Source organism: Marinomonas dokdonensis, from assembly GCF_052747885.1.
Genome location: NZ_JBRAND010000001.1, coordinates 195,944 through 222,346 on the forward strand (window position 1 = coordinate 195,944; position 26,403 = coordinate 222,346).

Here is a 26,403-nt window from a genome sequence, read left to right on the forward strand (position 1 = left end):
TTTGAACATAACATCGTATTAATACAGCGGCCTTCATTTCAAAGGCCCTGATACTTTGAGGAAATATCTACGCAATGAGCTATTCGACTTTTAACCGTAAGCACTTCGATAGTACAAAAGAGCCCATGTTCTTTGGTGAAAATGTCAATGTTGCGCGTTATGACCAACAAAAGCATCCCATATTCGAAAAACTCATCGAGAAACAATTGTCATTCTTCTGGCGTCCTGAGGAAGTCGATCTTTCTACCGACCGTAAAGATTTCCAACGCCTAGAAGCCCACGAGCAGCATATATTCTTATCCAACCTCAAGTACCAAACCTTGTTGGACAGTGTGCAAGGCCGTTCTCCTAATGTTGCCTTATTACCTATCGTATCCTTGCCTGAACTGGAAACCTGGATCGAAACTTGGTCTTTCAGTGAGACAATTCACAGCCGCTCTTACACCCACATTATTCGTAACATTGTTAATGATCCCACTAAGATCTTTGACGATATCGTTACCAACGAAGAAATCACCAAACGCGCTGACAGTGTTTCCGTGTACTACGACCGTTTGATCGAAATGGTCAACCTGTACAACACCATGGGCCTTGGCACCTTTAACATTCCTGGCAAGGGCGATGTCGAAATCTCCATGCCTGAGCTGAAGAAAGCCCTTTACCTAACAGTCGCGTCTGTCAACGTACTTGAGGCCATTCGTTTCTATGTGAGCTTTGCTTGTAGCTTTGGTTTCGCTGAACGTACCCTAATGGAAGGCAACGCTAAGATCATTAAACTGATCGCCCGTGATGAAGCCCTGCACCTTACCGGTACTCAGCACATGCTAAACCTAATGGCATCGGGTAAAGACGACCCAGAAATGGCCATTATCGCTGCCGAGTGCCAAGATGAAATGCGCAATATTTTCATTGAAGCGGCAGAGCAGGAAAAAGAATGGGCGAGCTACCTGTTTAAAGACGGCTCTATGATTGGCTTAAACGCGCAAATCCTCGGTCAATACGTGGAGTACATCACTAACGTACGCATGCAGGCAGTGGGCCTTGAAGCGCATTTTGAGACCAAGCATAACCCTATCCCTTGGATCAACGCATGGTTGGTCAGCGACAATGTACAGGTTGCACCACAAGAAGCTGAAATCAGCTCCTACCTAGTTGGCCAAATTGACAACGACTTGGATGAATCGGACTTTGACGACTTCGACATTTAATCCAAGTACAGCAACAACAGATAAACCCGTTCATAGGGTTCTTCTTGGCAAGAAACAAATCTTGGTTACCGAGGAAGAGCCCTTACTGGTCCAGCTAGAGCGGGCGGGTATTCATGTAGAATACCAGTGCCGCGAAGGCTACTGCTCCTCTTGCTCCATTAAGCTATTGTGGGGGCAAGTCAGTTACCCTTTCGAGCCCTTAGCTTGGGTGCAAAGTGGCTATCTATTAGCCTGTTGCGCCATCGTAAAAAGCGACATTGAAATCGCCTTTTTCGATTAGACCGCCTTTCCTAAAAATCATTTCAGGGTTTGATAGCCTGCGTAAATACGTGTCACCGTCGTGATCCAACACACGCTGCCAAAGATGTAGGCAAGCAAGGTGAAGTGAGCGGGTAATGCACAGATCAGTAACAAGAAAATAATGGTCTCTGTGCCCTCCGCCAAACCGCCAATAAAGTAGAGCGACTTTTTACCGTACTCTAAACGTTCTATTTTGCGCTTTTCGGCCATAATGGCAAAAGCTAGAAAGCTGCTGCCTGTGCCCATAAAAGAGAAGATAACAAAACTTGCCGCGAGAGCATTCTGTTCTGTGTTGGCCAGAGCGAAGCCAAAAATCACCCCAGAATAGAAGATAAAATCCAGCGTAATGTCTAAGTAGCCACCCAAGTCCGTTGGCCCTTGCACCCTAGCGACCGCGCCATCTAAACCATCCATAAGGCGATTTAGCAAAATAAACACCATGGCTAGACCATACCATTCAAAACTCAGTGCGGGGATGGCTAATAAGCCCAGCAAAAAACCTGCAAAGGTAATCTGATTGGCCTTGATGCCTCTACGGTCAATCTGTTGGGCAAGGTTCGCCAAAGGCTGCTTTAAATGTTTAATAAAAAACTGGTCTAACATAACTGGATACACTCATTCTAAAGAGCCAACATGTAGCGGACTTGCTACAATACTGACTAAATATTCATACATAGGCTTTATATGATACACGCAAAGCAATATGGTTCCCTAGGACCTCACCTTATTGTCATCCATGGTTTATTTGGTAACGCTGATAACTGGCACTCTATCGCACAGAGCCTTTCCGAGCACTTTTGCGTGCATTGCATTGACCTACCTAATCACGGCAAATCCAGCCCTATGACAGAAGCCAGCTACCCAAATATGGCACAAGCTGTATTGGACTGGGCGGAACAACAAGGTTTGGACGGGTTCTATTTATTGGGCCACTCTATGGGCGGTAAGGTCGCCATGCAAATGGCCTCGCAAGCAGCTTACAAAATCCATAAGCTCATCGTGGCTGATATTGCCCCAGTGGATTACCCAGCCAGCCACACGGAAATTTTCAAAGGTCTTGAAGCCGTTGATAACGCAGAGCTAAGCAATCGCAAGCAGGCGGATACACTATTAAGTGAATTTGTTGAAAGCTTGCCAGTTCGTCAGTTCTTGCTAAAAAATCTGGTCAAGACAGAAACGGGCTTACAATTGGAAATGGCTCGGGGGAATATTGCAGACAACTATCCGACTATTCTTAAAAAACCTGAAATCAGTGAACCCATTGAGGTTCCGACCCTTTTTATTAAAGGTGAGAATTCAGATTATATTGTCAGTGCTTATCAAGACGCCATCACCTCTTTATTCAAGCAAGTGAGCTTTAAGATGATTCCGAACACGGGTCATTGGCTACATGCAGAAAAGCCTGTGCCCTTTACCAGTTTGGTGAAACGTTTTTTACAGTAGCGCAGAGGGATGCTAACAGTAGGATTCTGAACACAAATCGAAGTTCAGTTTTATAGAGGCAGGGGTTGGCAACACCATACCGTAAGCTTTGATCAAGTATGGGTTAAAGCTTACGCGTAATTCACTAGGGTAATTGGCTGGCAACATGACTTTTCCTGTTTGCCATGCGATCAACATACGCACCAAGCGCTTAAGTTTTTCATCGGTGCGTGAGTAAACCGCAAATAACGCCCCCGCTCTCACAAAGGGGTACGAGGGGCCAATCATCACATGATGAATATCGAACAGCAGCTTAATGACATCCTTGGCCACATCTTCCCGATATAAATTAGAATCTACTAAAGAAAAAATCACCTTAGAATTTTCCCCAAGATGGTTCACCGTTCTTAGCACAGACACCTTATCTGTGTGGGTTCGTTGAAATTGAAACTCAAAGCCGTATTCTGCCCCTAAACGGCTCATGGCCACTTCATCCACTTTTAGATAGTCACTGTACATTACCGAAATCGGCTTATTATCTAGCCAGATCCGTTGCAACAGCGCTAAGCGCCTTTCTAGGGGCGCCCCACTAAAGACAGCCGAGGTTTCTTTAGTGCAGTGGTCTTTTACATGCTCGTATTCTTCTTTCCCAATAAAACTTGCAAACAAGGGGTTTGGCAGGGGCAATTCGCAGACTTGCTGAAAAGAGTCCACATCGACGGTGATAAACACATCGTCTTCTTTAAAGTAGTCGGTATTGGCTAAAAAAATCGGCAAGCGCACTGGTACCACCGGCGCTTTCACCGGCAGCATATTGGATAAACGATAGGTTAACGATCGTATGGTACTTTCTTCTGTGTTATGTATGACATAGATATCCGCCCAGGCGGACCATGACATAAACACAAATAGTAATGAGCAAAAAATCCTTTTCACTGTCCCATCAACCAAGTTAGAAAGTCATATTGGCAAAAATATAGCCATAACTATCATCTAATAAGACGTTTCGGCCTGAAACTAACCAGTTATTATCAATGCGTTTCTCTGCGCCGATTCCCATATTTACTTTGTAGTAGCCACCTAAAGACAACCTATAAGTCAGCCAAGAGTTGACCAACTCATAATCACTGTCCGATAGTTTTTCAGCAAAAAGATAATAGCCTTGTAGCGACCATTTTTCACCTATTGGTAGGCTACCGAATAACGACACAATGACAGGTGTGGTGGCATTTTGCAAAGAGTGGTTATCCGATAAGGTATTCTGGTGGGCATAAGTGAAACGTGCGATGGCGCCATTACGACCACGCCAGTCAAGCTCTAGCTCAGCACCATTAATGTCCACATCAATGGTTTCCCCCTCTTCAATCACGTGATCTTGTAAGTCAGTCAGGCTAGATGGTGTTATAAATTGTTTGCTGCTGGTGACCAACCCCGTCACCACATCATGATAAAGCTTAACGTCCATGGTTAAGCCCAAGCGTGGCCAACGATGATAATAACCCACTTCATAAGAGGTTACTTTTTCTTCCTCTTCACCATTTAACGCATAGGTTGCGAAAGAGGTATCTCCGGTTTCTAGCGTGTAGGTCCAATGGAAGTTTTGATCAACGATATCAGGAGTACGCACGGCTTTCGAAACATTAAAACGCAAGGCCTCTTGCTCAGAAAGCTTGTAGGTTGCACCCGCTTTTGGGGAAAAATAGGTTTCGTTCATGGTGCTACTTTCTACCATGAAACCCGAGTTAAAAATCCAGCTTGGCGTTAATCGGTACTCTACGTTGCTGGATAAATGAGAGATTTCATCCATGACCTTCCCCGACAAGTACGTATCTGATTCCGCTTGGTCATTTCGATACCCCAAGGCCGTCACAATTCTGAGCTTTTCACTTTGCGTCCAGATACTTTGCACTTCGATATCGTGGCGTTGTTCTGCCATGTCCAGAGTGAAAGCAGACTCAATATTGGGAGAGCCTGACGTTAATGCCGCAATTTGCGCGGCAGTAGATTGATTGAATAAGCCATAGTAAAAGACTGGAGATAAGCTGACCTCATGCCTTTCACGAAATTCAGACTGGTCGTAGTAATACTTAAATTTTACCTCATGCTCTTTATTTAGCTGCTTACTGTAGCCAATTTTGATGTGTTCCCTATCCGCGTAATTCAGCGGTTTATTGGTGTCCATGGAGTCATTACCATAGTCCGCAACATCTATTTTGCTGACGACTTTTGAACCACCTATATCCAGATCAAAAAAGCTGTCTGAGGTTTCTTTTTGAATAAAGACATTTCCTACTTCTCGGCGATGACCGTCATGACGGGCTACCCCAGATGAGTCTTCATCAAACCCGCTCACCTTACTTTTTGATGCAGAAGCACGATAGCTCCAATCGCCGTTTAAACCGCTATGTTGGCCATACAGGCGATAATCACCGCGCTGGCCAGAATACGCTGAAATACTGTTACCTAGGGTTTCTAATGGTGATCGGGTAATGATGTTTACCACGGCAAAAAATGAATTCACGCCATAGGTGGCGGCATTCGGGCCACGGTTTACCTCAACACGGGAGACGTCTTCAATATTGATAGGCAAGGAGGCCCAATCCACTCGAGCAATACCCGTGCTGTAAACAGAGCGACCATTGATCAAGACTTGAATACGACGGTAGCGGTCTAATTGAGTACCATGGTATGAAGCGATAATGCCGCTGGTGTTGTGATAAGGGGCAACAATGAAACCCGGTACGAATTGCAACAAATCTTCCACATATTGCACATTAACCCGACGGATAAATTCTCCATCAAGGACGGATAATGTGGAAGATACATCAACTCTTGGTTGCGGGATTTGTGAAGGGGTTACGACTGAGGGTAAGGGAAATTCAAAGGCGTCATCACCTTGCCATTGATCATCGTCATAAAAAGATAACAAGGCGTTTTCTTCTGCGAGTACAGCTCCACTTACCAAACCTAATAAAACTGAAAATACTCTAACCATCATGAATTTTGCTTCAACCTGTAATCATCTGCCACATAGGTTCCTAATACACGAACCTCTTCGGAAAAAAATCTAAGTTCTTCTAACGCTGACTGTAGATCTGGAGATTGGAAATGCGCCTCCACATCCACATAAAACTGAGTCGCGGTGAAATGCCCATTCACCATATAACTTTCCAGTTTCAGCATATTAATGCCATAGGTGGCGAAACCGCCCATGGCCTTGTAGAGAGCGGCGGGAATGTTTCGCACGCGAAACATAAAGGAGGTGATGTAAACCTGAGCTGGGTCATAACTGGGCATTTTTTGCTGTTTTGAAAACACCAAGAAACGAGTGGTATTGCCTAACCTGTCGTTAAAGTTGGACTGTAGAACCTTTAAACCATACAGATTGGCCGCCAATTCGGAAGAGATAACCCCTAAGCCGGGCTCATCGACTTCCGCCAAATGCTTGGCCGCGCCTGCGGTATCGTACATGGCGACACTGGTGGCACCGATTTTTTTAATATTGCCATCACATTGAGCCAAGGCTTGTGGGTGACTTCCCACCTGCACTATGTCTTCAATGGTGACGCCCTCACGAGCAATCAAACAATGATTCACTGGCTCAAAGTGTTCTTTGACCACATAAAGTTGAGTGCGTCTTAACTCCCGATAAATCTCTTCCACCCGTCCGGCTGTGGAGTTTTCTACAGGAATCATGGCATAGTAAGCGTCGCCTTTTTCGACCATTTGCAAGGCATCTATAAAGCTGGCACAGTTGACGCTTTTCCAATTTGGGAAGGTATGATTACAAGCTAGATGTGAATAGGCACCCGGCTCTCCTTGATAGGCAACCACCTTGGTTGCATCAAGGGTAAGAGATAAATCTGGCATAAAATATGATTTCTTTGTTAGCTTGTCTTTACAATAACAAAAAGGGGGCTTTTTTTACATCGAAATGCCATCCATTCGACTAATAAAGCAGACAACAGAACACCATGTTAAAAAGAGTTTTTATAGCGTTAGTAAAAACCTACCAGTTTTTAATCAGCCCTTTATTGGGCAATAACTGCCGCTTCTACCCTAGCTGCTCCCATTACATGATAGAGGCAATAGAACGCTTTGGCATTTTTAAAGGTGTGTATTTGGGGACAAAGCGCTTGGCGAAATGCCACCCTTGGCATGAAGGAGGAATGGACCCAGTACCTGAGCGCAGTTGCGGTTGCTCATCTTCTAAAAAGAATGACCAAGCCTAAGGCTTAGCGCTGGGAAAGTTGTAGTTTTAAATCGCTGGCAATCAATACCGCTTGAGTACGATTGTTAATCTCCAGCTTACGAAAGATAGCCGTAATATGGGCTTTCACTGTGGCTTCAGAAATATCCAGTTCATAAGCAATCTGCTTATTCAGTAAACCTTCGTGTAAATAGCACAACACTTTAAATTGCTGAGGCGTAAGCTCGGCAACTTTGTGCTGCATATTCAAATCTGGTTTGGGTAATTGTTCAAGCTGTTGGCGAAGGGCATCTGGTAGCCAGATTTCACCCGCTAGAATGGCATCGATGGCGGCGACATAGGTCGCAGGTTCACTGGTTTTGGGAATAAAGCCTAGCGCGCCCGCTTCAATTACTCGGGCAACCACTTCACTGTCTTCACTGCCAGAAATAACCGCTACGGGTACTTCAGGAAAGTCTTTACGAATGCGGATTAAACCATACAGATCACCGCTGCCCGGCATGTTTAAATCCAGTAGAAGTAGGTCAAACTCGGTATCACTGTGCAAAAGATCAAGGGTTGAGTCGAGATCACCCGACTCAGCAATAACCAGATTATTAATTTTTGCCATTAACGCACTGGTTAATGCACTACGAAATAACGGATGATCATCTGCAACAATTAGTGATATCACGAGTTTGCCTTTTACAATGTATAATTAATCATACATTTAAACGGTTCTCGATTAAATCATCAACCACACTTGGATCAGATAAAGTACTCGTATCCCCTAGCTGATCATGTTCATTGGCGGCAATCTTACGCAAGATCCGGCGCATAATCTTACCCGAACGCGTTTTTGGCAGACCTTTGGTTGCCCACTGGATCAAATCTGGCGTCGCAATCGGGCCGATTTCTTGGCGCACAAAGAGCTTCAAATCTTTCATCAGTTCATCGCTTGGCTCCACGCCTGCGATCGTACTGACGTAAACGTAAATACCTTGACCTTTAATGTCATGGGGGTAGCCCACAATCGCCGCTTCAGCGATGGAAGGATGTGCCACCAAAGCACTTTCAATTTCTGCCGTACCCAAACGGTGACCAGAAACATTCAATACATCGTCCATACGACCCGTGATCCAGTAATCACCATCGGCGTCGCGTAATGCCCCATCACCCGTAAAGTACATGCCCTCAAAGGTGCTGAAATAAGTTTGCTCAAAACGTTCATGGTCCCCATAAACGGTTCGCGCTTGGCCTGGCCAAGAGTCTGTAATGACAAGACCACCTTCTACCTGCTCACCTTGGGCATCCTGTATTTCACCTTGAGCGTTAACCAAGGCAGGTTGAATACCAAATAAAGGCCCTGTACAAGCCCCTGGTTTCACCTGAGTTTGCACTACACGTGGTGACATCATCAAACCACCTGTTTCGGTTTGCCACCAAGTATCAACAATAGGACAGTTGCCGTTACCCATTTTCGAGTGGTACCAAGACCAAGCTTCGGGGTTAATCGGCTCACCCACACTGCCCAGCACTCGCAAGCTCTCACGAGAGCTATCACAAATCGCTTCATCACTTTTTGACATCAAGGCACGAATAGCGGTTGGTGCAGTATAAAGAATGGATACCTTGTATTTATCGACCACGCGACCAACTCGGCCGAAATTAGGGAAAGTCGGCACCCCTTCAAACAATACACTGGTGGCGCCATTAGCAAGAGGGCCATAGACCATGTAACTATGGCCTGTAATCCAGCCGACATCTGCTGCACACCAGTAAATATCGTCTTCTTTAAGATCGAAAACCACCTCATGGGTCAGGGCTGCATAGACCAGATAGCCACCAGTGGAATGCACCACACCTTTTGGTTTCCCGGTTGAACCGGAAGTGTAAAGGATAAATAACGGGTCTTCCGCTTGCATGGGCTCTGCAGGACATTCGCTGCTTTGAGTGTCAACGACTTCAGCCCAATCAAGGTCGCGGCCATCTGTCCAAGCCACGTCTTTTTGCGTGTAACGATACACCAATACATTTTGTACGGACGGGCAAGCATTGTTTTCTAAGGCTTTATCGACATTGTTTTTAAGTGGGACCTTGTTACCGGCACGACGGCCTTCGTCTGCGGTAATCACAAGTTTTACATCACAGTTTTGCAGACGATCGGCAATGGCGTTGGCTGAGAAGCCGCCAAAAATCACGGTGTGAATGGCGCCGATACGGGCACAGGCCAGCATACTGTAAACCGCTTGAGGAATCATCGGCATGTAAATGGCCACACGGTCGCCTTTATTGATGCCTTGAGCTTTCAGCGCATTGGCTAAGCGCCCCACTTCATCATGAAGCTGCTGATAGGTGATAGCTTGTTTAGCCTCGGACTCTTCATCACCTTCAAGGTAATAAGCCACTTTATCAGCCTTATCTTTCAGATGACGATCAATACAATTATAAGCCACGTTGAGCACACCATCTTCAAACCAGCGAATGTCCACACTACCGGGCGCAAATGAGGTGTTTTTAACTTTAGTGTAAGGCGTAAACCAGTCTAGTCGCTGGCCCTGCTCTGCCCAAAAAGCTTCAGGGTTATTCACCGACTGAAGGTATTTTTGTTCAAAATCTGCTTGGCTAACGTTTGCATTGTCAGCTGTCTTTTGTAACGCCTTGCTTATATTGGATTCCATGTCACGCTCCATTGTTAAATTTATTGTTAGGATGCTTAATTAAAACCACTATAACGAATCAATCGGGTCAGGCCATTCCACTTTAGTCTTATGGCGAAATTTTATGCAATGGCCAGCCCATAAAAAAAGCACCTCCTTTTTAGGAAGTGCTTTTCAAAGGTCGAAATTGGAGAATAGCTAGATTAATAACTGGAAATTGGCTCTCCATCGTATCGGGTAACCAAACAATCTTTTTGCTGTTGCTTAAGCATATTGCAAAAATCTGTTGCAAAAGGTTTGCTTTCGAACGGCCCAACTTTTAGCTGATTCATAGTACGGCCATTAATACTCTTGGTATTGACTCTTGGAGCAAGGTCTACATAGTTTTCCGGAGACTCTTTACTGAGAATTCGCCAGCCACGAGTAGCCTCTTCTTTGGTGCTGTAAGACGCCAATTGCACTCCATAAAAATTACTAGAGGAAGTGGCGACAACGGGCGCACTAACCACAGGAGCGGCCTTCGCCATCTCAGGGGCTTGCACAACAGGAGCAGTAACAGGTTCAGATGATGTGACAGGGGCCACTTCAGTTACTGAAGTAGGGGCTGCTAAGCTAGTAGACTCAATCGGTTGACTAAAGGATACGCCAGTGGAACTAACAGGGGTCGTATCAGCATCCATTTCAGGCGAAGCAGAGTTTGTCAGTGCCGCATTTTTTTCTTTTAACTCAGCCACTTCTAACTCTAACGCCTCTAAGCGCTCTAACTGTGGCTGAACTTGCTGCCATTTCTCATCATGATCTTTCACCATATCCTGTAGATCTTGATATGCCATAAAGGTGTTTTGACCATCACTAGAACAAGCCACTAAGCTCGCTCCCACCAGCACTACCATGCAACCCTTAAACAAGTTCATTTTATATCCCCAGTCTTCACTGTTATAAATTTATGACTCTGTTAATTCAGAAACAAATTTTGGCCATACAACACTATCGCATAACGTGCGCCTTTCCCTATGCAAACAAGAGGCAAAAAATAACGCATTTTCGTTCCTAACATTCCCGATACTAAGGCAATTCCATCTCCAACAACAGGCAACCAAGTGAATAATAACGACCAAAGCCCATAGCGTTGAAATACGCCCTGTGCTTTCAGTCTATGTGCCTGCTTGATAGGAAACCACCTTCTAGATTCATAGCCTATTAAAAATCGTCCTAAAAACCAATTAGTTAATCCTCCTAATGTGTTTCCAAGGGTTGCCCAAAACCATAAAAACAATAGGTTATTTGGTTCAAGATTTGCATAAAATAAGAGTACGGCTTCGGAGCCAAGAGGCAAAATGGTGGCAGAAAAGAAAGCCGTTATAAAAACTATGAAACTGTTCAATGAGTTCAGCCTGTTGCTTTGACATTATGGGTTGGGAGCAAATGGCCTAAAAATAGTCATTTAAGACAAAATTTTACCAGACAACCAAGAAGATCGAAATTTAATGTAAATGAAGCCGATTTACCCAGCTAAGCGCTTTGTGTGCCTATGATCGATTGGGTATAGTAGTTTTACGTTAACATAGCCTTAGTATCTTAAGTGCAATACTAACCATTGAAGCTATTTGTCTTCATAAGGGATCCTACATGTCGTTTGATACGCAAGAAAAATTAGATTCTCTTTATAAACACATCCAAGCGGTAATACTCTCACGACAACATCCGGTAACCGGATTATTCCCAGCCAGTACCAGCATTAACAATCATGGTAACTACACGGACGCTTGGGTACGAGACAACGTTTACAGTATTCAGGCGGTCTGGGCATTGCACCTCGCCTATAAGCGTGCCTCAAACCCGGACAAACGCACCCATGAATTGGAGTACGCCTGTATCAAAATGATGCGTGGCTTACTCTTCGCTATGATGCGCCAAGCCCATAAGGTCGAAAAGTTCAAATTCAGCCTCGATCCTAAGGACGCCCTGCATGCCAAATACGATACTAAGACAGGTTTAGAAGCGGTGGCCGATGATGCTTGGGGTCACTTACAAATTGACGCCACCAGTTTTTACCTTTTGATGATGGCACAAATGACCAAAGCCGGTTCCAAGGTCATTTTTACCCGCGACGAATACAATTTTATTCAGAACCTGATTTACTATATTTCACGTACTTACCGCACCCCAGATTACGGTATTTGGGAACGAGGCAATAAGGTCAATAATGGTAAAGCGGAAATTAATGCCAGCTCGGTAGGTATGGCAAAAGCCGCCATGGAAGCCCTAGATGGCCTAAATCTATTCGGTGAAGATGGTCCAGAATGGTCAGTTATCCATTCCTTCCCAGATGCGGTTGCCCGGGCAGGTTCCGTACTTGAGTCCCTATTGCCAAAAGAGTCCCGTTCTAAAGAAGTGGATGCTGCGGTATTAAGCATTATAAGTTACCCAGCTTTTGCCGTGAATAACGAGAAACTCACCCACCGTACTCGTAAAGAGATCATCAGCAAATTAGGCGGCGAATACGGCTGCAAACGCTTCTTGTTGGATGGCCACCAATCTGTGCTGGAAGATCAAAGCCGTATTTATTATGAATACGATGAACTCATCAACTTTGAGCACATAGAATCTGAATGGCCGTTATTCTTCACCTACCTCTACATTGACCGTTTATTCGCTCGAGATTGGGAGAACGCAAACTTTTATCGCCATAAATTAGAAACATTAATGGTGGAAAAAGACGGTGAGATGCTGCTACCAGAGCTTTATTATGTGCCTCAAGAAAGCATCTTGGCGGAGAAAGAAAACCCAGGCTCTCAAGCCCGCTTACCTAACGACAACTTGCCCCTTGTTTGGGCGCAAAGCTTGTATCTGGTCGGTAAAATGCTGGATGAAGAACTCATTCGCACGGATGATCTAGACCCTCTTGGTTTGCACAGAAATCAGCATAAAGCCCATAAAGTAACCACATCTATGGTGATCTTAGCGCAAAATGAAAAAGTTAAAGAAAAGCTCCTCGCGGCTGGCTGTCTGTGCCAAACCCTTGATGAAATTGCTCCTATTAAAGCCATCAGTGCTGAGCAACTTATTCATACTTATCGCCAGCTAGGCACCTCTGAGCCACTGGGCTTAACAGGTCGCCCAAATCGCGCCCTAAACAGCTTAGCCACCTGTCAGGCTTTTCGCATCAATGAAGAAAGCTATTTGTGTCTATCTTGGATTCAAAACGAAGACAAAGATTATCGCAAAATTGATCCGGCGTTATTCCAAGCCCATATTCGCAATGAACTTACGGCCATTGCTCAGGGTTGGTATTACCGAGCCAATGCGGTTTTCACCGTGCTAATCGATGAAGCCATTAGTGAAATGCGTGGTAGCGACGAGCTATTCGCCTTTATTCGCCAATTGCAAAAGCGTGAATTAGAAGAGTTCCGCGTTATTCCTCAGTCCGCTAAGAATGCCTTCAAGTCGGGTAACCGTCGTAGCATCAGTAACCCTATGGGGAATCTTACCAGCCAGTTGAGCCTTAACATTCCCCACCATGAAACGCGCTGGCCACTAGACCTTAACAAGCCATCGAGTTTAATCAATGTGGAACAGCTTGATGAAAGTACCCTACTATCACACCTTGCTCAACAACCTTGCCTAGATGATGCCTTAGCCAGCCTAATGGAACTGGGCAACAGAAAAGCCCTGATGAACGCTATTCCGGGCTCTGTACCCGTGATCACAGCCCAAAGGGTGCTCAATTCAGTTTACATACAGGCCCTCTTCCTTGAAGAATGGCGCACCGCTCGTTTGTTGTTTTCGCAAATCATTAGCCCTTCTACTGATCTTGCTACCTACATTGCCGACATTACCGTTCGACAACGCCAATTAGTCATTGGGGAAACGCCAGCAACCGAAGTCACCATTAGCTCCCCATTGCATCAAGATGAAATACTCAGCGTTCTCAAGAAGGCCTCGGGGTCGCCTCTGAGCTTGGTTATAGCCCATGAAGTCATCGCCATTGTTGGTACCTTGATCAAGGTGCAATCAGATTTCTTCTATGGGGTACGTACCATTCGCATACAAAACCTAATTTCTTTGTGTGCCCGTAAATTTGACCCAGAAGAGCATGAGTCCATGTTTGAAGTGCTTGCAAAAGTTTCACCAAGCCAACTTTATGAGACTCTCAAGCAAGTATTAGAAGATAAAAACGATGAGTTCAGCTATGTTACTAACCATGTGCATTACCACGACAGTTTAGACAGCAACAATAAGAGCCTTAAAGACGTGGATTGGTTCGACTGGCGCTCTGAGCAAGGCATGATTACCAAGTTGCCTGATGCTATGCTGGCGCAGTTATGGGAAAGCCTAAGTAACGTGGACACAATCGTATTTGGGGATTTTCAAAGTAATACCACCCTTGATTGTAAGCGGGCGATCAACTCCATGACGCCGGGTGAAGACAGCTTTGCCATTTTGATTGAATCGTTAACCTCTAACATACACCCTAGCTGGTATAAGAGTCTGATTTTTGAGGCTTTATATGCTTTCATTCAGTTCTGCCAACAACATAAGGATTGTCAGTTCCATCAGGAAGTTAACCTACCTGTGTTGGTGTCCAAAGCCGCTATGGATCACAGTGAACAGTATCAAGCCAGCCACCCTGAAGAAGGTTTGGCCGATGGTGCCCTTGATGAGTTTGCCCAGTTGACCCTAAGCAAGGTGAATCGCTATCTCAAATGGGCGGTGAGTAAATTACACAGTCAACAATACACACAAGACAAACAGCCATAATTATTAAAAGCAAGCTGGAGAAGTGAATGGATATACTAAAAAACACGCTGATCAACGACCTTACACAGGCTCGTTGCGCTGACCCCTTTGGCTGCTTAGGATTACGCAAGTCGACCAAAAAAGGGCTTGAGCTAACCGCATGGTACCCAGGCGCATTAACAATAGAAGTATTGGCGATAGACACTGATAGCAGTTTAGGCGTGATGGAAGTGCTGAGCGACCAAGGGATTTTCCATTGCCATTGGCCGACGAAAACCAAGCCCTTTCATTACCGCTTGAAGATTCAGTTTGCCCAACACACCCACACGATTGTTGACCCTTATCAGTTTGCTGACACCACTTTTAACGACCCAGAGCACCATCAGGCTAACCTCTACAAGAGCCAAGGAGCCATCCGAACTGGGGCAAAGATCAACGCAAACTTGACCATTAATGGCACCCGCTTTGCTGTCTATGCTCCCGCTGCCCGCTCCGTGGCGGTTGTTGGCGAGTTTAATGGTTGGGATGGTCGCATTCACTCCATGTCCAGTAACGGTGATGGTATTTGGCGTTTATTTATTCCAGATGTGAATCATGGCGCCCGCTACAAGTTTGAAATTCGCGCGAATAACGGTGACTTACTGCCCCATCGTAGCGACCCCTATGCCCAAAGCATTGAACAGTACCCATCCTTTGCCAGTGTCACCTGTTTTGATAACAAGCATTTATGGCAAGACGATAAATGGACCCAGCGCCCTGTCATAGACCTTTATGAAAACCCCATGAGCATCTACGAATTACATCTAGGTTCTTGGCGTCGTAAGGAAGACAACCAGCCACTAAGTTATGTGGAGCTGATCGATGAGTTAGTGCCCTATGTGAGCCGTATGGGTTACACCCATGTGGAACTTTTACCTGTCACCGAATACCCTTTTGACGGTTCTTGGGGGTATCAACCAGTTGGCCTGTATGCCGTAACGTCCCGCTTTGGAACGCCTGAAGAATTCAAAGCCTTAGTCGATGCCCTGCACCAAGCCAATATTGGCGTCATTATGGATTGGGTACCCGCCCACTTCCCAGCGGACAGCCATGGTTTAGCCAATTTCGATGGTTCAAAACAATACGAATATCCCGACCCCAAAAAAGGCTGGCACCCTGAATGGAACTCACTTATCTATGACTTTGGTAAAGAGCATGTGGTGAATTACCTGATCAGTAACGCTGTGTATTGGCTAGAAGAATTCCACATTGATGGCCTACGAGTCGATGCCGTGGCGTCTATGTTGTACCTAGATTACTCTCGTGAAGAAGGTGAATGGATCCCTAATAAAGATGGTGGCAATCACAATTATGAAGCCATCAGTTTCCTACGTCGCTTGAACGAAACCGTGTATCTAAACCACCCGCGTTGTTTTACCGTAGCAGAGGAGTCCACCGCTTTTCCTGGGGTATCCAAACCCACCTACATGGACGGCCTAGGTTTTGGCTTTAAGTGGAATATGGGCTGGATGAACGACTCTTTGGAATACATGAAAAAAGACCCAGTGCATCGCCAATACCATCAAGGTGAACTGAGCTTTAGTATGGTATATGCCTTTGACGAACAGTTTGTTCTGCCAATTTCCCATGACGAAGTGGTCCACGGTAAAGGCTCCATGATAGAAAAAATGCCCGGGGATGCCTGGCAGAAATTCGCCAACTTACGCGCATTTTCAAGCTACATGTATTTTCATCCGGGGAAAAAGCTGAATTTCATGGGCAATGAGTTTGCCCAAGGCCAAGAATGGAGCCACGAACGCTCGCTGGATTGGCACCTCTTAGAGATTGATTACCATCAAGGCCAGCATCAACTTAGCAAAGATTTAAACCATCTTTATCAAAATGAAGCCTCTTTGCATCTAGACCATTCCGGTCACGGTTTTGAATGGATCAGTTACGATGACAGTGCCAACAGTATTTTGGCCTTTGTACGTAAATCTAAATGCGGTCTTGAACACGCTATTGCTGTGGTGAATTTCACCCCTGTGCCACAGGGCAACTACCGTATTGGAGTGCCTCAAGCGGGACGTTATCAGGTGATTTTCAACTCAGACAGCCCAGAGTACGCAGGCAGTGGCTATGTAAAATCGGATGAATTTATCACCGCTAACATTGCCAGCCACGGCAAAAATCAGAGCATTGAGCTGCAAGTGCCACCTTTGGCAGGCATCTTGTTAAAATGGCTTGGCGACAAATAAACGACCTGAGGGTTTCGAATGAGCGACACTTACACAATTAATCTCGGCCAACCTTTTCCTTTAGGCGCTTCTGTGACCCCTCAAGGGGTTAATTTCGCCGTGGTTTCCGAAGACGCTCAAACCCTCTACCTGTGTTTATTTGATGAAGCGGAAAATGAACTAGAAAGGCTGCCTTTTGTTACTAAACAGAGGGGCATCTGGCACATGGAAGTAGTTGGCCTTAAAACCGGACAAAAATACGGCCTTAGAGCAGAAGGGCCGTTTGCACCTGAGCAAATGCAGGTCTTTAATGTTCATAAATTATTGATCGACCCTTACGCGAAAGTGTTAAGCAGCAAATTAACTTGGCATGAGGATCAAGTCGCGGTATCCGACGAGGGTCAAATCAACACCCAAGATTCCGCCTATTGTGTTCCCAAGTCGATTGTTCAGCCCATTGAGCCAAACAGCGACCGCCCAGAGCGAGTCAAAGTAGCCCCTGCTAGCCGGGTTTTATATGAGTTACACGTTAAAAGTTTTAGCCAACAAATGCCCATTGAGGAACACTTAAAAGGCACCTACCTTGGTGTTATCAGTGATCTAGGCATAGAGCACTTACAAAAACTTGGCGTCACCACCATCCAACTCATGCCCTGCTTTAGCTTTGCCCACGAGCGTCACCTACATGCCCTTGGCCTACATAATCACTGGGGCTACAATCCAATCAGTTTCTTTGCCGTCGAACCTTCCTACGCCTATCAAGACGCCACCTTAGAATTCCAACAAATGATAGATGGCTTACGAGCCGCAGGCTTCGAAGTGATTCTAGATGTGGTTTACAACCATACCGCAGAAAGCGATATGGACCAGTCGAGCGTGTGTTATCGAGGTTTAGACAATCGCCATTATTACCGCCACCAAGAAGGCAAATATTTAAACTACACAGGCTGTGGTAACTGTGTCGACACCTATAGCCCTGCTAGCATACGGCTCATCTGTGACAGTATGCGCTACTGGGTTGAAACCCTCGGGGTAGATGGTTTCCGCTTTGACCTTGGGGTGGACCTTGGCCGTACCGATCATGATTTCTCCCCAAAAGCCCCGCTCCTACAAGCGATTTTACAGGATCCAATACTGAGCAATATCTGCTTGGTCATGGAGCCTTGGGACATTGGCCCCAATGGCTACCAAGTCGGGCAGTTTCCTCGCGGATTTTTCGAATGCAATGATCAGTATCGAGATACCATGCGCCGCTTTTGGCGTGGTGATGAAGGGCTAGTACCACAATTTGCCACGCGCCTCATGGGCTCTCGGGATTACTTCCACAAAGGCCATCGCAGCGCCCTACACTCGGTAAACTACATCACCTATCACGATGGCTACACCATGAATGATCTGGTGTCTTACCACCGCCGTCATAACCTCGCAAACATGGAAAATAACCGTGATGGTCATGGGGACAATATCAGCCAGAACTTTGGAGTCGAAGGGGTTACAGATAACCCTGACATCCTACAAAAGCGCTTGAATCAGCAACTCTGTTTTCTGGCCACTTTACTGCTAAGCCAAGGTACGCCACACATTCTGGGTGGGGATGAGCTTTCCCATACTCAGCAAGGCAACAACAATGCCTATTGCCAAGACAATGAACTCACCTGGTTCAGCTGGCAGGACACACAAGCGCGTAGCGCGTTACAAGACACCATTAGTCAACTGACCCAGCTACGCAAAGAACACCCTATTTTGGCGGAAATTCACCTTGCGGACGATGCCCTATATCAATTTAAAACCGCCGATCAGATCACTTGGTTAAACGAGCAAGGTTTGCCCATGAGTGGCGACGACTGGAATGAAGCCGAGCGGGATTATGTCGCACTGACCCTAACCTCGGCGGATCACACGAGCCGATTGTGGCTAGTGTTTTATCGCGAAGACATTCCTCTTCAAGCCATGCCTCCTTGCCCTGTGCAGCAACTCAAAGTGCTTTATCATACCCCAGGCATGCAATTACACACTGACCATATTGAGTGCCAATATCGAGGCGTTATGCTTGCTCAATTTTAACCTATAAAAACTCTCCCCATTTTACCCGGGTCGACAATAGTGACTGGCTAAGATGGTGGGAGCTATGACCCTTTTCGATTCGATTTCGTTCCACCCTATTTAGAGCTCTTTCATCATGTCTACAGGCAATAACAAACTCACCCAGCCCTCCACCACCGAGCAAGATCACCCTTTTTCCATATTAGTGCCCGATGTGATTTTAGACGCGGTTGAGTCCACGGGATTATGGTGTGATTCGCGCATCTATCCACTCAACAGCTATGAAAACCGTGTCTATCAGGTTGGTGTGGAAGATGGCTCCCCTATTATTGCCAAGTTCTATCGCCCTGAACGCTGGAGTACGGCACAAATTCGAGAAGAACACGACACCTTACTTAAGCTAGAATCCGCTGGCATTCCAGTCGTCGCTCCCATGGTATTCAATGGCAAAAGCCTGCTAAAACACCAAGGACTGTATTTTTGCTTAAGCAAGCGCTTAGTGGGACAACACCCAGAAGCGGATAACCTTGATCAGCTTTTCCAACTGGGCGAGCTTATCGGTCAGGTTCATGAAGGCCTGTCCAGTCGACCGTTCCAGCACCGCATTAGTGTTTCTCCCTTAGAGCAAATACGTGCTGCCGCCACGCTGATTTTAGAAAACAAACACTTGCCCGCGTCCTTAAAAGATCGCTACAAGCAGCAAATCGAGCGACTTTATGAGCGCTGTGAAGCTCGTATCAAAGCCTATTGGCCTGCTCAATTACGTCCGATTCATGGGGACAGTCATCGCAGCAATCTTATGCTCCACGATGGACAGTTCCACTTATTGGATTTTGACGACTGCCAAAACGGCGTCGCAGTACAAGATATCTGGCTACACCTGACTCAAACCGAAAACCCACGTCAGCAGTTAAGTGAAATTATTGAAGGCTACGAAAGCTACTTGCCTTTTGACACTCGCGAGCTGGACCTTATCGATGTATTTAAGTCTGTTCGAGTCATTCATTATGCGGCTTGGCTACAAAGCCGTTGGCACGACCCCGCTTTTGTACGGGCTTTCCCTTGGTTTGGCAGTGAAGACTACTGGCTAAACCATTTGAACGAGCTGGCCAATTGCGAGAAGGAATGGGGGCACATCAGTCGATGATCCCTTTGCAAGAGACACTACAAAAACACTTTGGCTTTAATGAGTTTCGCCAAGGGCAACAGCAAACCATCAGTCAACTGTTAGACGGCCACTCTTCCTTAGCTGTGTTTCCCACGGGGTCGGGTAAGTCCTTATGTTATCAGTTTACGGCCACCCAATTACCCCATCTTACTCTGGTGATCTCCCCGCTTATTGCCCTCATGCACGACCAGCTGGCTTTTTTGCACAGCAAGGGCATTGCCGCGGCGAGTTTAGATTCCAGTCAAGACAAAGCCACCAGCCAAGACGTGATGGCGAGAGTTCAGTCTGGCGAAATAAAAATTTTAATGATTTCCGTGGAGCGTTTTAAAAACGAGCGCTTCCGCCGCTTTATTAACAACATTGCCATTTCAATGCTGGTGGTTGATGAAGCTCACTGTATCTCAGAATGGGGCCATAATTTTCGTCCTGATTACCTTAAATTGCCCCAGTATCAGCAACAACTGGCGATTCCTTTGGTGCTGTTACTGACGGCAACGGCGACCCGCCGTGTGCAAAAAGACATGGCTCAAAAATTTGCGATTCAGCCTCAACACATAGTGCAAACAGGCTTCTATCGAGCCAACCTAGACATTGAGTTAATGCCCACCCAAGTGACACAAAAGTACGCCCTACTCAAGCAAGTACTCAACCAAAGCCCAGGGCCGAGTATTGTTTATGTCACTCAGCAGAAAAATACTGAAGACATTGCTCAGCAACTAAAAGCCGATGGTTATTCTGCTGCTGCTTATCACGCGGGGTTGGGCAATGAGCTGCGCAGCCAAATTCAAGCACAATTCATGGCGGATGAAACTCAAATAATCGTGGCGACCATCGCCTTTGGGATGGGCATAGACAAGTCAGATATTCGTCTTGTGGTGCATTATGATCTTCCCAAATCCATTGAAAACTACAGCCAAGAAATTGGTCGTGCAGGTCGTGACAATCAAGCCAGTCGCTGCGTCTTGCTGGCCAGCTTAGAAGGCCTTAATACTTTGGAAAACTTTGTCTATGGGGATACTCCCGAGGCTCAAGACATAGAACAACTGCTTCACTTAATCGATCAACAGAGCACTCTGAGTCATGGGGGGAGAAGCTGGGAAACACAACTGCATAGTTTGTCGACTCAAACCAATATTCGCAGCCTGCCATTAAAGACCCTACTAGTGCAATTAGAGCTGCTGAACGTCCTAATCCCACAATACAGCTACTATGCCGATGTACGTATCAAGTGGCTTACAGATCTCGACAGCATAAGGAAGCAACTGCCCCAGAGTATGCGAGAGACCTTTATGGCCATCGCTAACGCCACTCATTTTAAGAAAATCTGGGGGACTCCGGACTTTACCCAGCTGTTTGATAAGGCGGGATTATCCCGAAACGATGTGTTGCAAGTTTTAGAATACGCAGCTGACCAAGAAGGATTAATACTAGAAAGCAAAGGACTAACTGAGGTCTATCAGGTTGCTTTAAACATGGAACAAATTGCCCAGCTGACACAGCAATTGCAAGAATATGTCGAAGACAAGCAAACAGCAGAAATTGAACGTATCGCCACCATGATTCGTTTTTTCCAGCTAGAGCGTTGCCTTAACCATAATCTAGCACGCTACTTTGGTGATCAAGACGCTCCATCACACTGTAACCATTGTTCCGTTTGTCGAGGCAAGCCTTTGGTGTTTAGCGCTCAACCCGCCCAGCACACCCTACCAGTGGATGAGATTCAGCCCCTTATGCAAGGACTTCAACGAGCATTAGAAGCTTACCAGCCAAACAAAGCCCCAAGCACCGTGCTCTATACAAGATTTTTAACGGGGTTAACCCAGCCGCTGTTTACGAAAATAAAAGCCCGACAATTGCCAGGCTTTGGAAACTATGAGGAATGGCGCTATCGCCAAGTATTGGAGACTGTGGAGAAGGTGTTACAGAGTCCTTAACCATCAATCATTTGTGTCTTGCGTTGTCGCAACAGGCACTCGAATTTCAATAAGATTGTTATCTGGATCATTTAGATAAACACAAGACATCACTCCGAGGGGGCCTTGTTTTTCCACTGGGCCTTCCAACACCACCACTTGGTGCTTTTGCAGGTGAGAAAGAATATCTTCCATCGGCCAATCTGAAATAAAGCCCACATTACCTGCGCCTTCCATAGCATGATGACGTACTTCATCCCCTAGACGTTGCAAATAGAGAGATTGCTCACCAAAGCGAACCGCACAGTGCTGCTCGCCAAAGGAGATCACTTGCATATTTAATACTTGCTGATAGAAGTTCGATGAACGCTCGATGTCGGAAACTGTAAAAACAATATGGTCTATGTGGCTAATCATAATACCCGTGTCTTTTCCTTTAATAGAGGTTTCATGCTACGAATCAGCACTCTAAAAAACAAGTATTATCCGCGTGAATCAAGTAAAGAATCTAAACTAAGCTGCCCCGCAATAATTTGTAACTTACGTTGCCGACTCAGTTGCTTAATACGGTACTCTAGCTTTAGCGCTCGGCTTTTGTCGCCCACCCTTTCATGCCACTTTAAGGTGAGTGGCCCTTTGCCTTTCAAGTATTTCGCACCAGAGCCAGAACGACCTTGGTGCTCCTTGAAGCGTCGCGTAACATCCGTAGTGATACCTGTGTATAGCGTATTTAAACGGGTCTGAATGATGTACACACTCCAAGTTTTTTCTTCTATCACCTGATCACTCATGACACTTTTTCTAAACCTAAGCCTGCTCGTTTGTCCTTCAACCACAAGTAAACCTGATAAAGAATACACGCCAACACACACACTGCCGCGAGAATGTTAGAACCTTGCCAGCCGATAGAACTCATTAACAAAGCAGGCGACATGGCCCCCAGCATGGCCAAAATTGCCATCCCTGTATCCCCCAAACCTTGCCAACGCTTGGCGTTTTCATTGCCTTCAAGAATCACTGAAATATAAGCGCTGCCGCCAACATAAGTGAAGTTCCAAGCCAAGCCTAGCAAGACTAAAGAAAGCACAATGGAAGGGTAACTGGCCGAAATCACATTCACCACAGAGGTGGCGATAAAGAGTAAGAAACCACAAGCAATTATTTTTTGGTGGCCAAAATAATTGATCAAATAACCAGAGACTAACGAAGGCGCAAACATGGCCACCACATGCCACTGTATGGCCATGGAGGAATGATCAAAATGCACCTGCATGTGATGCATCTGAATCGAAGACTGAATCATCAAAAGATTCATAATGCCAAAACCAACCGCAGCAGATAGCACGGCAAAAAGCAGCTTAGGGGGAATATCTTGTAGCATTTCGCGCACTTTTAGAGGTGCTTTGGCCTGCGTTTGTTTGCTGTTACCTAAAGTCTCTTTAGGTAGCCAGACGATCAATACAAGATTCACCAATGCTAAGACAGACAAGGCCGCGTAGCTTAAAGAAAACAGCGCAAAGCCATCAATATCATGTAACACACTGGTCAGTGTTGGGCCTAGGAAAGCCGCCACCAAGCCCCCTGCAATCACCAAGGACACAGCTCTTGATTTCACCTTGCCAGACAGTTTGTCTACTGCGGCAAAACGATAATAATTGGCACAGGCGGTAAAGCCTCCTAACAAGGCATGAGAAATCATGAGCAACGCAAAGGACTGATAGACCACGGCACAGTATCCCACACCACCGGCTGCGATCAGCAGCATTGCCCCTACCGTAAAACCTACTTTCCGCCCTTGCTTGGCCATCAGCATAGACACAGGGTAAGTGGCAAATAACAAGATGAGAAACTGCATACCGTAGGGCAAGGTCGCCAAACTTTCACTGGGTGCGATGAGGTTACCCACAGTTGCGGCCATAGAAACGGAAATCACTGCCGCGGTTAGATTGATCGACTGACAAAAAAAGTACAAATATAAATAGCCTGGCAAGCGCTCTAAACGCCCATCAGTAAGCTTTGTGTGATCCGTCATAATTTCCCTTAATTTTAAAATTCTTATCCCACTTCATGGTTTAACCGCTAATAACCAAGACAAGTGTGGACGCTGTAGCCGCCCCCATAATACGATTAAACCAACGTTGACGCTGAGCATCGGTTAGCCAGCGTCGAATACTTACCCCAAGCCAAGCCCATAGGGCGATTGTCGGGAAGTTCACACAAGCGAAAACTAGCATAATCCAAAAACCAGATTGTGCAAACAACTCGCCTTGAATCGTGAAGGTACTCACACTGCTGATCGCCATCATCCAAGCTTTAGGATTAACACACTGAAACAGCGCGGCTTGCCACCAGCGCATAGCCGTCTGCTGTTGCCGAGAGTCGTTAAATTCATTGGTGGGAGCCATAGCAATTTTCCAAGCCAACCATAACAAATAAGCCCCACCTAACCATTTGAGCACAACATACAAAGGCGGAAATAAGCTAAACAAGGTGCCAAGGCCAAGCAATGAGGACAATATCAATACCCCCATACCAACCCCTATCCCTATCATGTGAGGCAAGGTTCGACGAAAGCCAAAGCGCGCCCCAGATGCCAACAACATGATGTTATTTGGCCCAGGAGTGCCCGACATAACAAAGGCATATAATGCGAAGGTTAAAATAAAGGATAAATCCATCATAGCTTGTCACTCCTTTGCCTAGGCTGTGAGCACAACTCTCTAACCAAGGTAACAAGGTTAGATTTAGCCGCCTCTTGGCGGTGTTGCTCTGTAGACAAGCCCACATCTTTCACTTGTTGTGGAGACAATTGTTTTAAAGCCGCGCGAGTTTGGTATCGCACCAGGCAGGCTTGCAAATGAGCGAATAAACTAATGATCAACATAACAATTCCCCTTCTCTTACTAAAATGCGTTGTCTCAAACCCAACAACTGTATGAATAAATACTTTAAGAGAAAGTAAAACGACAATACAGATTCAAAAATCAACTTATATTTCCATACAGATAACAAAAACACCTTCTGTATGGATAAATATTCCATAATCTGTATGGTGATAAGTCATACAGACTCTATTTATAATGATCTTCTCCTGAAAACCGAACTAAGGATGACCATGGCCCTCTACATTGAGCTTGCGAACCGTCTACGTGATCACATTGAACACAACTTCTATAAACAAGGGGATAAACTGCCCTCTGTTAGACAGTTAGCCAAAGAGCATAACGTGAGCATTTCAACGGTACAGGAGGCCTATCGCAAATTAGAGCAAGAAGGGTTAGTAGAGGCATTAGCCAAGTCTGGCTACTTTGTGAACAAAGCTCGCCATACCCTAGACAAGCTGCCGCGAATTTCACGCCCACCACAACGACCCTTAGAAGTCTCTCAATGGGAGGAAGTGCTGGGCTTGTTAATGAACAATGGTCAACAAGCGGACATTCAGCTTCAACATGCTATGCCTTACATGAAGCTGGCTACCATGAAACCGCTGCTGAGAAACCTTGCGGACATCATCAAACAACAGCCCGAAGCAGGCTTGGGCTATAACGACATTAGAGGCTCCAATCTATTACGTGAGCAGTTGTGCCGTATTGCGGTGGCATCCGGCTGTCACTTTCATCCAGATGATTTAGTGGTCACCTCAGGCTGTCAGGAAGCTCTCTCCGTTTGTCTTCGAGCCGTCGCTTCACCTGGTGATATTATTGCCGTGGAGTCGCCAGGTTTTTATGGTTCTATGCAGGCGATCAAAACCGCCAACCTAAAAGCTATGGAAATCCCAACACACCCTGAGACGGGTCTTAGTTTAGAAGCCTTGGAACTCGCCCTCGATCAATGGCCGATTAAAGCTATTTTTATTACCCCTACTTGTAATAACCCCATGGGGTTCACCATGCCAGAGGAGAAAAAGCAGCAGCTTTATCGTTTGGCACAGAGCTATGACATCGCCATTATTGAAGACGATATCTACGGCGACATTGCTTACCAATTCCCTCGCCCTAGAAGCGTTAAATCCTACGATGAAGATGGCCGAGTGCTACTCTGCTCGTCTTTCTCTAAAAGCGTGTCACCGGGAATGCGAGTGGGTTGGATTGCACCGGGCAGATACCGAGACAAGGTCACTCACATCAAATATGTTAGCAGTTCTATGTGTCAGCTTTTTCCGCAATTGGCCGTCGCCAAGTTTATTCGTGAAGGAGGCTATGAGAAGCACCTGAGGCGAGTACGTCAAGCTTACGAAAAGCAAAGAGACCATCTACTAAACGCTATAAAAAACTTTTTCCCAAGCCATACTCGGGTGAGTTTTCCTGTGGGGGGTTTTGTTCTCTGGGTGGAGTTAGAGCCTCACATAGACACGATGAAGCTAGAGGTTTTATGCCGTGAAAAAGGTGTTAGCTTTGCACCGGGGTCACTGTTTTCAGCCACCGGAAAATTTCGTCATTGTATGCGAATTGGCTTTAGTGACAGCGATGTGGAGAAAACCAGTAAAGGTGTGGGTTTGATTGCTGAGGCGTATAAAGCAATGCTGATGGAAGAGGAATAGTTCC

At 45.9% G+C, this 26,403-nt stretch carries 23 protein-coding genes; 10 read left to right on the top strand and 13 right to left on the bottom strand.

From position 1 onward, the window contains the following. Nucleotides 1–74: 74 nt before the first annotated feature. Both nrdB and yfaE read left to right on the top strand, forming a co-directional pair. A complete protein-coding gene (gene nrdB, locus ACUM5Y_RS00915) occupies nucleotides 75–1,208 on the top strand; it encodes a class Ia ribonucleoside-diphosphate reductase subunit beta (protein ID WP_445974971.1) in 1,134 nt (377 codons plus the stop codon). Next, on the top strand, nucleotides 1,189–1,488 hold the full coding sequence (yfaE, locus tag ACUM5Y_RS00920; protein ID WP_445974972.1) for a class I ribonucleotide reductase maintenance protein YfaE: 300 nt from the start codon (nucleotides 1,189–1,191) through the stop codon (nucleotides 1,486–1,488). Before nrdB ends, yfaE begins: the two co-directional genes overlap by 20 nt. A gap of 17 nt (nucleotides 1,489–1,505) precedes the next feature. Here the strand turns inward: yfaE and ACUM5Y_RS00925 are convergent, their stop codons facing one another. Further along, nucleotides 1,506–2,111, bottom strand: coding sequence for a CDP-alcohol phosphatidyltransferase family protein (locus tag ACUM5Y_RS00925; protein WP_445974973.1), 606 nt, complete (start codon nucleotides 2,109–2,111; stop codon nucleotides 1,506–1,508). An 81-nt stretch (nucleotides 2,112–2,192) separates the two neighbouring features. Between ACUM5Y_RS00925 and ACUM5Y_RS00930 the strand changes: the two genes are divergently transcribed. After that, nucleotides 2,193–2,951: an alpha/beta fold hydrolase gene (locus tag ACUM5Y_RS00930; RefSeq protein ID WP_445974974.1), complete on the top strand. Its 759-nt coding sequence runs from the start codon at nucleotides 2,193–2,195 to the stop codon at nucleotides 2,949–2,951. A gap of 12 nt (nucleotides 2,952–2,963) precedes the next feature. Here the strand turns inward: ACUM5Y_RS00930 and ACUM5Y_RS00935 are convergent, their stop codons facing one another. Genes ACUM5Y_RS00935 through ACUM5Y_RS00945 form a run of 3 tightly spaced genes read right to left on the bottom strand, consistent with a single transcriptional unit; the run spans nucleotide 2,964 to nucleotide 6,800 of the window. Then, complete coding sequence (locus ACUM5Y_RS00935) at nucleotides 2,964–3,830, bottom strand: hypothetical protein (protein ID WP_445974975.1); 867 nt, start codon at nucleotides 3,828–3,830, stop codon at nucleotides 2,964–2,966. A gap of 52 nt (nucleotides 3,831–3,882) precedes the next feature. Beyond that, complete coding sequence (locus tag ACUM5Y_RS00940) at nucleotides 3,883–5,928, bottom strand: TonB-dependent receptor plug domain-containing protein (protein ID WP_445974976.1); 2,046 nt, start codon at nucleotides 5,926–5,928, stop codon at nucleotides 3,883–3,885. Then, on the bottom strand, nucleotides 5,925–6,800 hold the full coding sequence (locus ACUM5Y_RS00945) for a prephenate dehydratase (RefSeq protein WP_445974977.1): 876 nt from the start codon (nucleotides 6,798–6,800) through the stop codon (nucleotides 5,925–5,927). Before ACUM5Y_RS00945 ends, ACUM5Y_RS00940 begins: the two co-directional genes overlap by 4 nt. A 104-nt stretch (nucleotides 6,801–6,904) precedes the next feature. Between ACUM5Y_RS00945 and yidD the strand changes: the two genes are divergently transcribed. Beyond that, nucleotides 6,905–7,162 (top strand): membrane protein insertion efficiency factor YidD, encoded by a 258-nt coding sequence (gene yidD / locus ACUM5Y_RS00950; RefSeq protein ID WP_445974978.1) that lies wholly within the window; start codon nucleotides 6,905–6,907, stop codon nucleotides 7,160–7,162. A gap of 3 nt (nucleotides 7,163–7,165) precedes the next feature. On the opposite strand, the gene ACUM5Y_RS00955 is transcribed toward yidD, so the two are convergent. The 4 genes from ACUM5Y_RS00955 to ACUM5Y_RS00970 all read right to left on the bottom strand — a co-directional run bounded on the left by ACUM5Y_RS00955 (nucleotide 7,166) and on the right by ACUM5Y_RS00970 (nucleotide 11,163). Beyond that, on the bottom strand, nucleotides 7,166–7,813 hold the full coding sequence (locus ACUM5Y_RS00955) for a LuxR C-terminal-related transcriptional regulator (RefSeq protein ID WP_445974979.1): 648 nt from the start codon (nucleotides 7,811–7,813) through the stop codon (nucleotides 7,166–7,168). 28 nt (nucleotides 7,814–7,841) lie between these two features. Beyond that, nucleotides 7,842–9,800 carry an acetate--CoA ligase gene (acs, locus tag ACUM5Y_RS00960; RefSeq protein WP_445974980.1) on the bottom strand — a complete coding sequence of 653 codons (1,959 nt, stop codon included), beginning with the start codon at nucleotides 9,798–9,800 and terminating at the stop codon, nucleotides 7,842–7,844. Between the two features lie 182 nt (nucleotides 9,801–9,982). Next, nucleotides 9,983–10,693, bottom strand: coding sequence for an SPOR domain-containing protein (locus ACUM5Y_RS00965; RefSeq protein ID WP_445974981.1), 711 nt, complete (start codon nucleotides 10,691–10,693; stop codon nucleotides 9,983–9,985). 41 nt (nucleotides 10,694–10,734) lie between these two features. Further along, nucleotides 10,735–11,163, bottom strand: a complete 429-nt coding sequence (locus ACUM5Y_RS00970) for a YqaA family protein (RefSeq protein ID WP_445974982.1) — start codon at nucleotides 11,161–11,163, stop codon at nucleotides 10,735–10,737. A 245-nt stretch (nucleotides 11,164–11,408) separates the two neighbouring features. On the opposite strand from ACUM5Y_RS00970, the gene ACUM5Y_RS00975 reads away from it, so the two are divergent. The 5 genes from ACUM5Y_RS00975 (at nucleotide 11,409) to ACUM5Y_RS00995 (ending at nucleotide 21,880) form a co-directional block, all read left to right on the top strand. Beyond that, entirely contained in the window at nucleotides 11,409–14,540 is a 3,132-nt protein-coding gene (locus tag ACUM5Y_RS00975; RefSeq protein ID WP_445974983.1) for a phosphorylase b kinase regulatory subunit alpha/beta, read from the top strand. A 26-nt stretch (nucleotides 14,541–14,566) separates the two neighbouring features. Beyond that, nucleotides 14,567–16,756: a 1,4-alpha-glucan branching protein GlgB gene (gene glgB / locus ACUM5Y_RS00980; protein WP_445974984.1), complete on the top strand. Its 2,190-nt coding sequence runs from the start codon at nucleotides 14,567–14,569 to the stop codon at nucleotides 16,754–16,756. Between the two features lie 18 nt (nucleotides 16,757–16,774). Continuing rightward, nucleotides 16,775–18,799, top strand: a complete 2,025-nt coding sequence (glgX, locus tag ACUM5Y_RS00985) for a glycogen debranching protein GlgX (protein ID WP_445974985.1) — start codon at nucleotides 16,775–16,777, stop codon at nucleotides 18,797–18,799. Nucleotides 18,800–18,914: 115 nt separating this feature from the next. Continuing rightward, nucleotides 18,915–19,925, top strand: coding sequence for a serine/threonine protein kinase (locus ACUM5Y_RS00990; RefSeq protein WP_445974986.1), 1,011 nt, complete (start codon nucleotides 18,915–18,917; stop codon nucleotides 19,923–19,925). Beyond that, nucleotides 19,922–21,880 (top strand): RecQ family ATP-dependent DNA helicase, encoded by a 1,959-nt coding sequence (locus ACUM5Y_RS00995; RefSeq protein ID WP_445974987.1) that lies wholly within the window; start codon nucleotides 19,922–19,924, stop codon nucleotides 21,878–21,880. Before ACUM5Y_RS00990 ends, ACUM5Y_RS00995 begins: the two co-directional genes overlap by 4 nt. Before the next feature lie 3 nt (nucleotides 21,881–21,883). Here the strand turns inward: ACUM5Y_RS00995 and ACUM5Y_RS01000 are convergent, their stop codons facing one another. From ACUM5Y_RS01000 to ACUM5Y_RS01020, 5 genes are all read right to left on the bottom strand, one after another. Further along, nucleotides 21,884–22,276: a VOC family protein gene (locus ACUM5Y_RS01000; protein WP_445974988.1), complete on the bottom strand. Its 393-nt coding sequence runs from the start codon at nucleotides 22,274–22,276 to the stop codon at nucleotides 21,884–21,886. 65 nt (nucleotides 22,277–22,341) lie between these two features. Beyond that, entirely contained in the window at nucleotides 22,342–22,650 is a 309-nt protein-coding gene (locus ACUM5Y_RS01005) for a GIY-YIG nuclease family protein (RefSeq protein WP_445974989.1), read from the bottom strand. Next, nucleotides 22,647–23,891, bottom strand: a complete 1,245-nt coding sequence (locus ACUM5Y_RS01010) for an MFS transporter (protein ID WP_445974990.1) — start codon at nucleotides 23,889–23,891, stop codon at nucleotides 22,647–22,649. Before ACUM5Y_RS01010 ends, ACUM5Y_RS01005 begins: the two co-directional genes overlap by 4 nt. A 40-nt stretch (nucleotides 23,892–23,931) precedes the next feature. Continuing rightward, a complete protein-coding gene (locus ACUM5Y_RS01015) occupies nucleotides 23,932–24,540 on the bottom strand; it encodes a LysE family translocator (RefSeq protein WP_445974991.1) in 609 nt (202 codons plus the stop codon). After that, on the bottom strand, nucleotides 24,537–24,743 hold the full coding sequence (locus tag ACUM5Y_RS01020) for a DUF1127 domain-containing protein (protein WP_445974992.1): 207 nt from the start codon (nucleotides 24,741–24,743) through the stop codon (nucleotides 24,537–24,539). The genes ACUM5Y_RS01015 and ACUM5Y_RS01020 overlap by 4 nt, the downstream gene beginning before the upstream one ends. Before the next feature lie 231 nt (nucleotides 24,744–24,974). Between ACUM5Y_RS01020 and ACUM5Y_RS01025 the strand changes: the two genes are divergently transcribed. Then, on the top strand, nucleotides 24,975–26,399 hold the full coding sequence (locus ACUM5Y_RS01025; RefSeq protein ID WP_445974993.1) for an aminotransferase-like domain-containing protein: 1,425 nt from the start codon (nucleotides 24,975–24,977) through the stop codon (nucleotides 26,397–26,399). Nucleotides 26,400–26,403: the final 4 nt, after the last annotated feature.

Bases quoted from the DNA above. Each gene is read 5' to 3' on its own strand.
- nrdB (WP_445974971.1), top strand. From the start codon at position 75: ATGAGCTATTCGACTTTTAACCGTAAGCACTTCGATAGTACAAAAGAG.
- ACUM5Y_RS00925 (WP_445974973.1), bottom strand. From the start codon at position 2,111: ATGTTAGACCAGTTTTTTATTAAACATTTAAAGCAGCCTTTGGCGAAC.
- ACUM5Y_RS00930 (WP_445974974.1), top strand. From the start codon at position 2,193: ATGATACACGCAAAGCAATATGGTTCCCTAGGACCTCACCTTATTGTC.
- ACUM5Y_RS00935 (WP_445974975.1), bottom strand. From the start codon at position 3,830: ATGTCATGGTCCGCCTGGGCGGATATCTATGTCATACATAACACAGAA.
- ACUM5Y_RS00940 (WP_445974976.1), bottom strand. From the start codon at position 5,928: ATGATGGTTAGAGTATTTTCAGTTTTATTAGGTTTGGTAAGTGGAGCT.
- ACUM5Y_RS00945 (WP_445974977.1), bottom strand. From the start codon at position 6,800: ATGCCAGATTTATCTCTTACCCTTGATGCAACCAAGGTGGTTGCCTAT.
- yidD (WP_445974978.1), top strand. From the start codon at position 6,905: ATGTTAAAAAGAGTTTTTATAGCGTTAGTAAAAACCTACCAGTTTTTA.
- acs (WP_445974980.1), bottom strand. From the start codon at position 9,800: ATGGAATCCAATATAAGCAAGGCGTTACAAAAGACAGCTGACAATGCA.
- ACUM5Y_RS00965 (WP_445974981.1), bottom strand. From the start codon at position 10,693: ATGAACTTGTTTAAGGGTTGCATGGTAGTGCTGGTGGGAGCGAGCTTA.
- ACUM5Y_RS00975 (WP_445974983.1), top strand. From the start codon at position 11,409: ATGTCGTTTGATACGCAAGAAAAATTAGATTCTCTTTATAAACACATC.
- glgB (WP_445974984.1), top strand. From the start codon at position 14,567: ATGGATATACTAAAAAACACGCTGATCAACGACCTTACACAGGCTCGT.
- glgX (WP_445974985.1), top strand. From the start codon at position 16,775: ATGAGCGACACTTACACAATTAATCTCGGCCAACCTTTTCCTTTAGGC.
- ACUM5Y_RS00990 (WP_445974986.1), top strand. From the start codon at position 18,915: ATGTCTACAGGCAATAACAAACTCACCCAGCCCTCCACCACCGAGCAA.
- ACUM5Y_RS00995 (WP_445974987.1), top strand. From the start codon at position 19,922: ATGATCCCTTTGCAAGAGACACTACAAAAACACTTTGGCTTTAATGAG.
- ACUM5Y_RS01000 (WP_445974988.1), bottom strand. From the start codon at position 22,276: ATGATTAGCCACATAGACCATATTGTTTTTACAGTTTCCGACATCGAG.
- ACUM5Y_RS01005 (WP_445974989.1), bottom strand. From the start codon at position 22,650: ATGAGTGATCAGGTGATAGAAGAAAAAACTTGGAGTGTGTACATCATT.
- ACUM5Y_RS01010 (WP_445974990.1), bottom strand. From the start codon at position 23,891: ATGACGGATCACACAAAGCTTACTGATGGGCGTTTAGAGCGCTTGCCA.
- ACUM5Y_RS01015 (WP_445974991.1), bottom strand. From the start codon at position 24,540: ATGATGGATTTATCCTTTATTTTAACCTTCGCATTATATGCCTTTGTT.
- ACUM5Y_RS01020 (WP_445974992.1), bottom strand. From the start codon at position 24,743: ATGTTGATCATTAGTTTATTCGCTCATTTGCAAGCCTGCCTGGTGCGA.
- ACUM5Y_RS01025 (WP_445974993.1), top strand. From the start codon at position 24,975: ATGGCCCTCTACATTGAGCTTGCGAACCGTCTACGTGATCACATTGAA.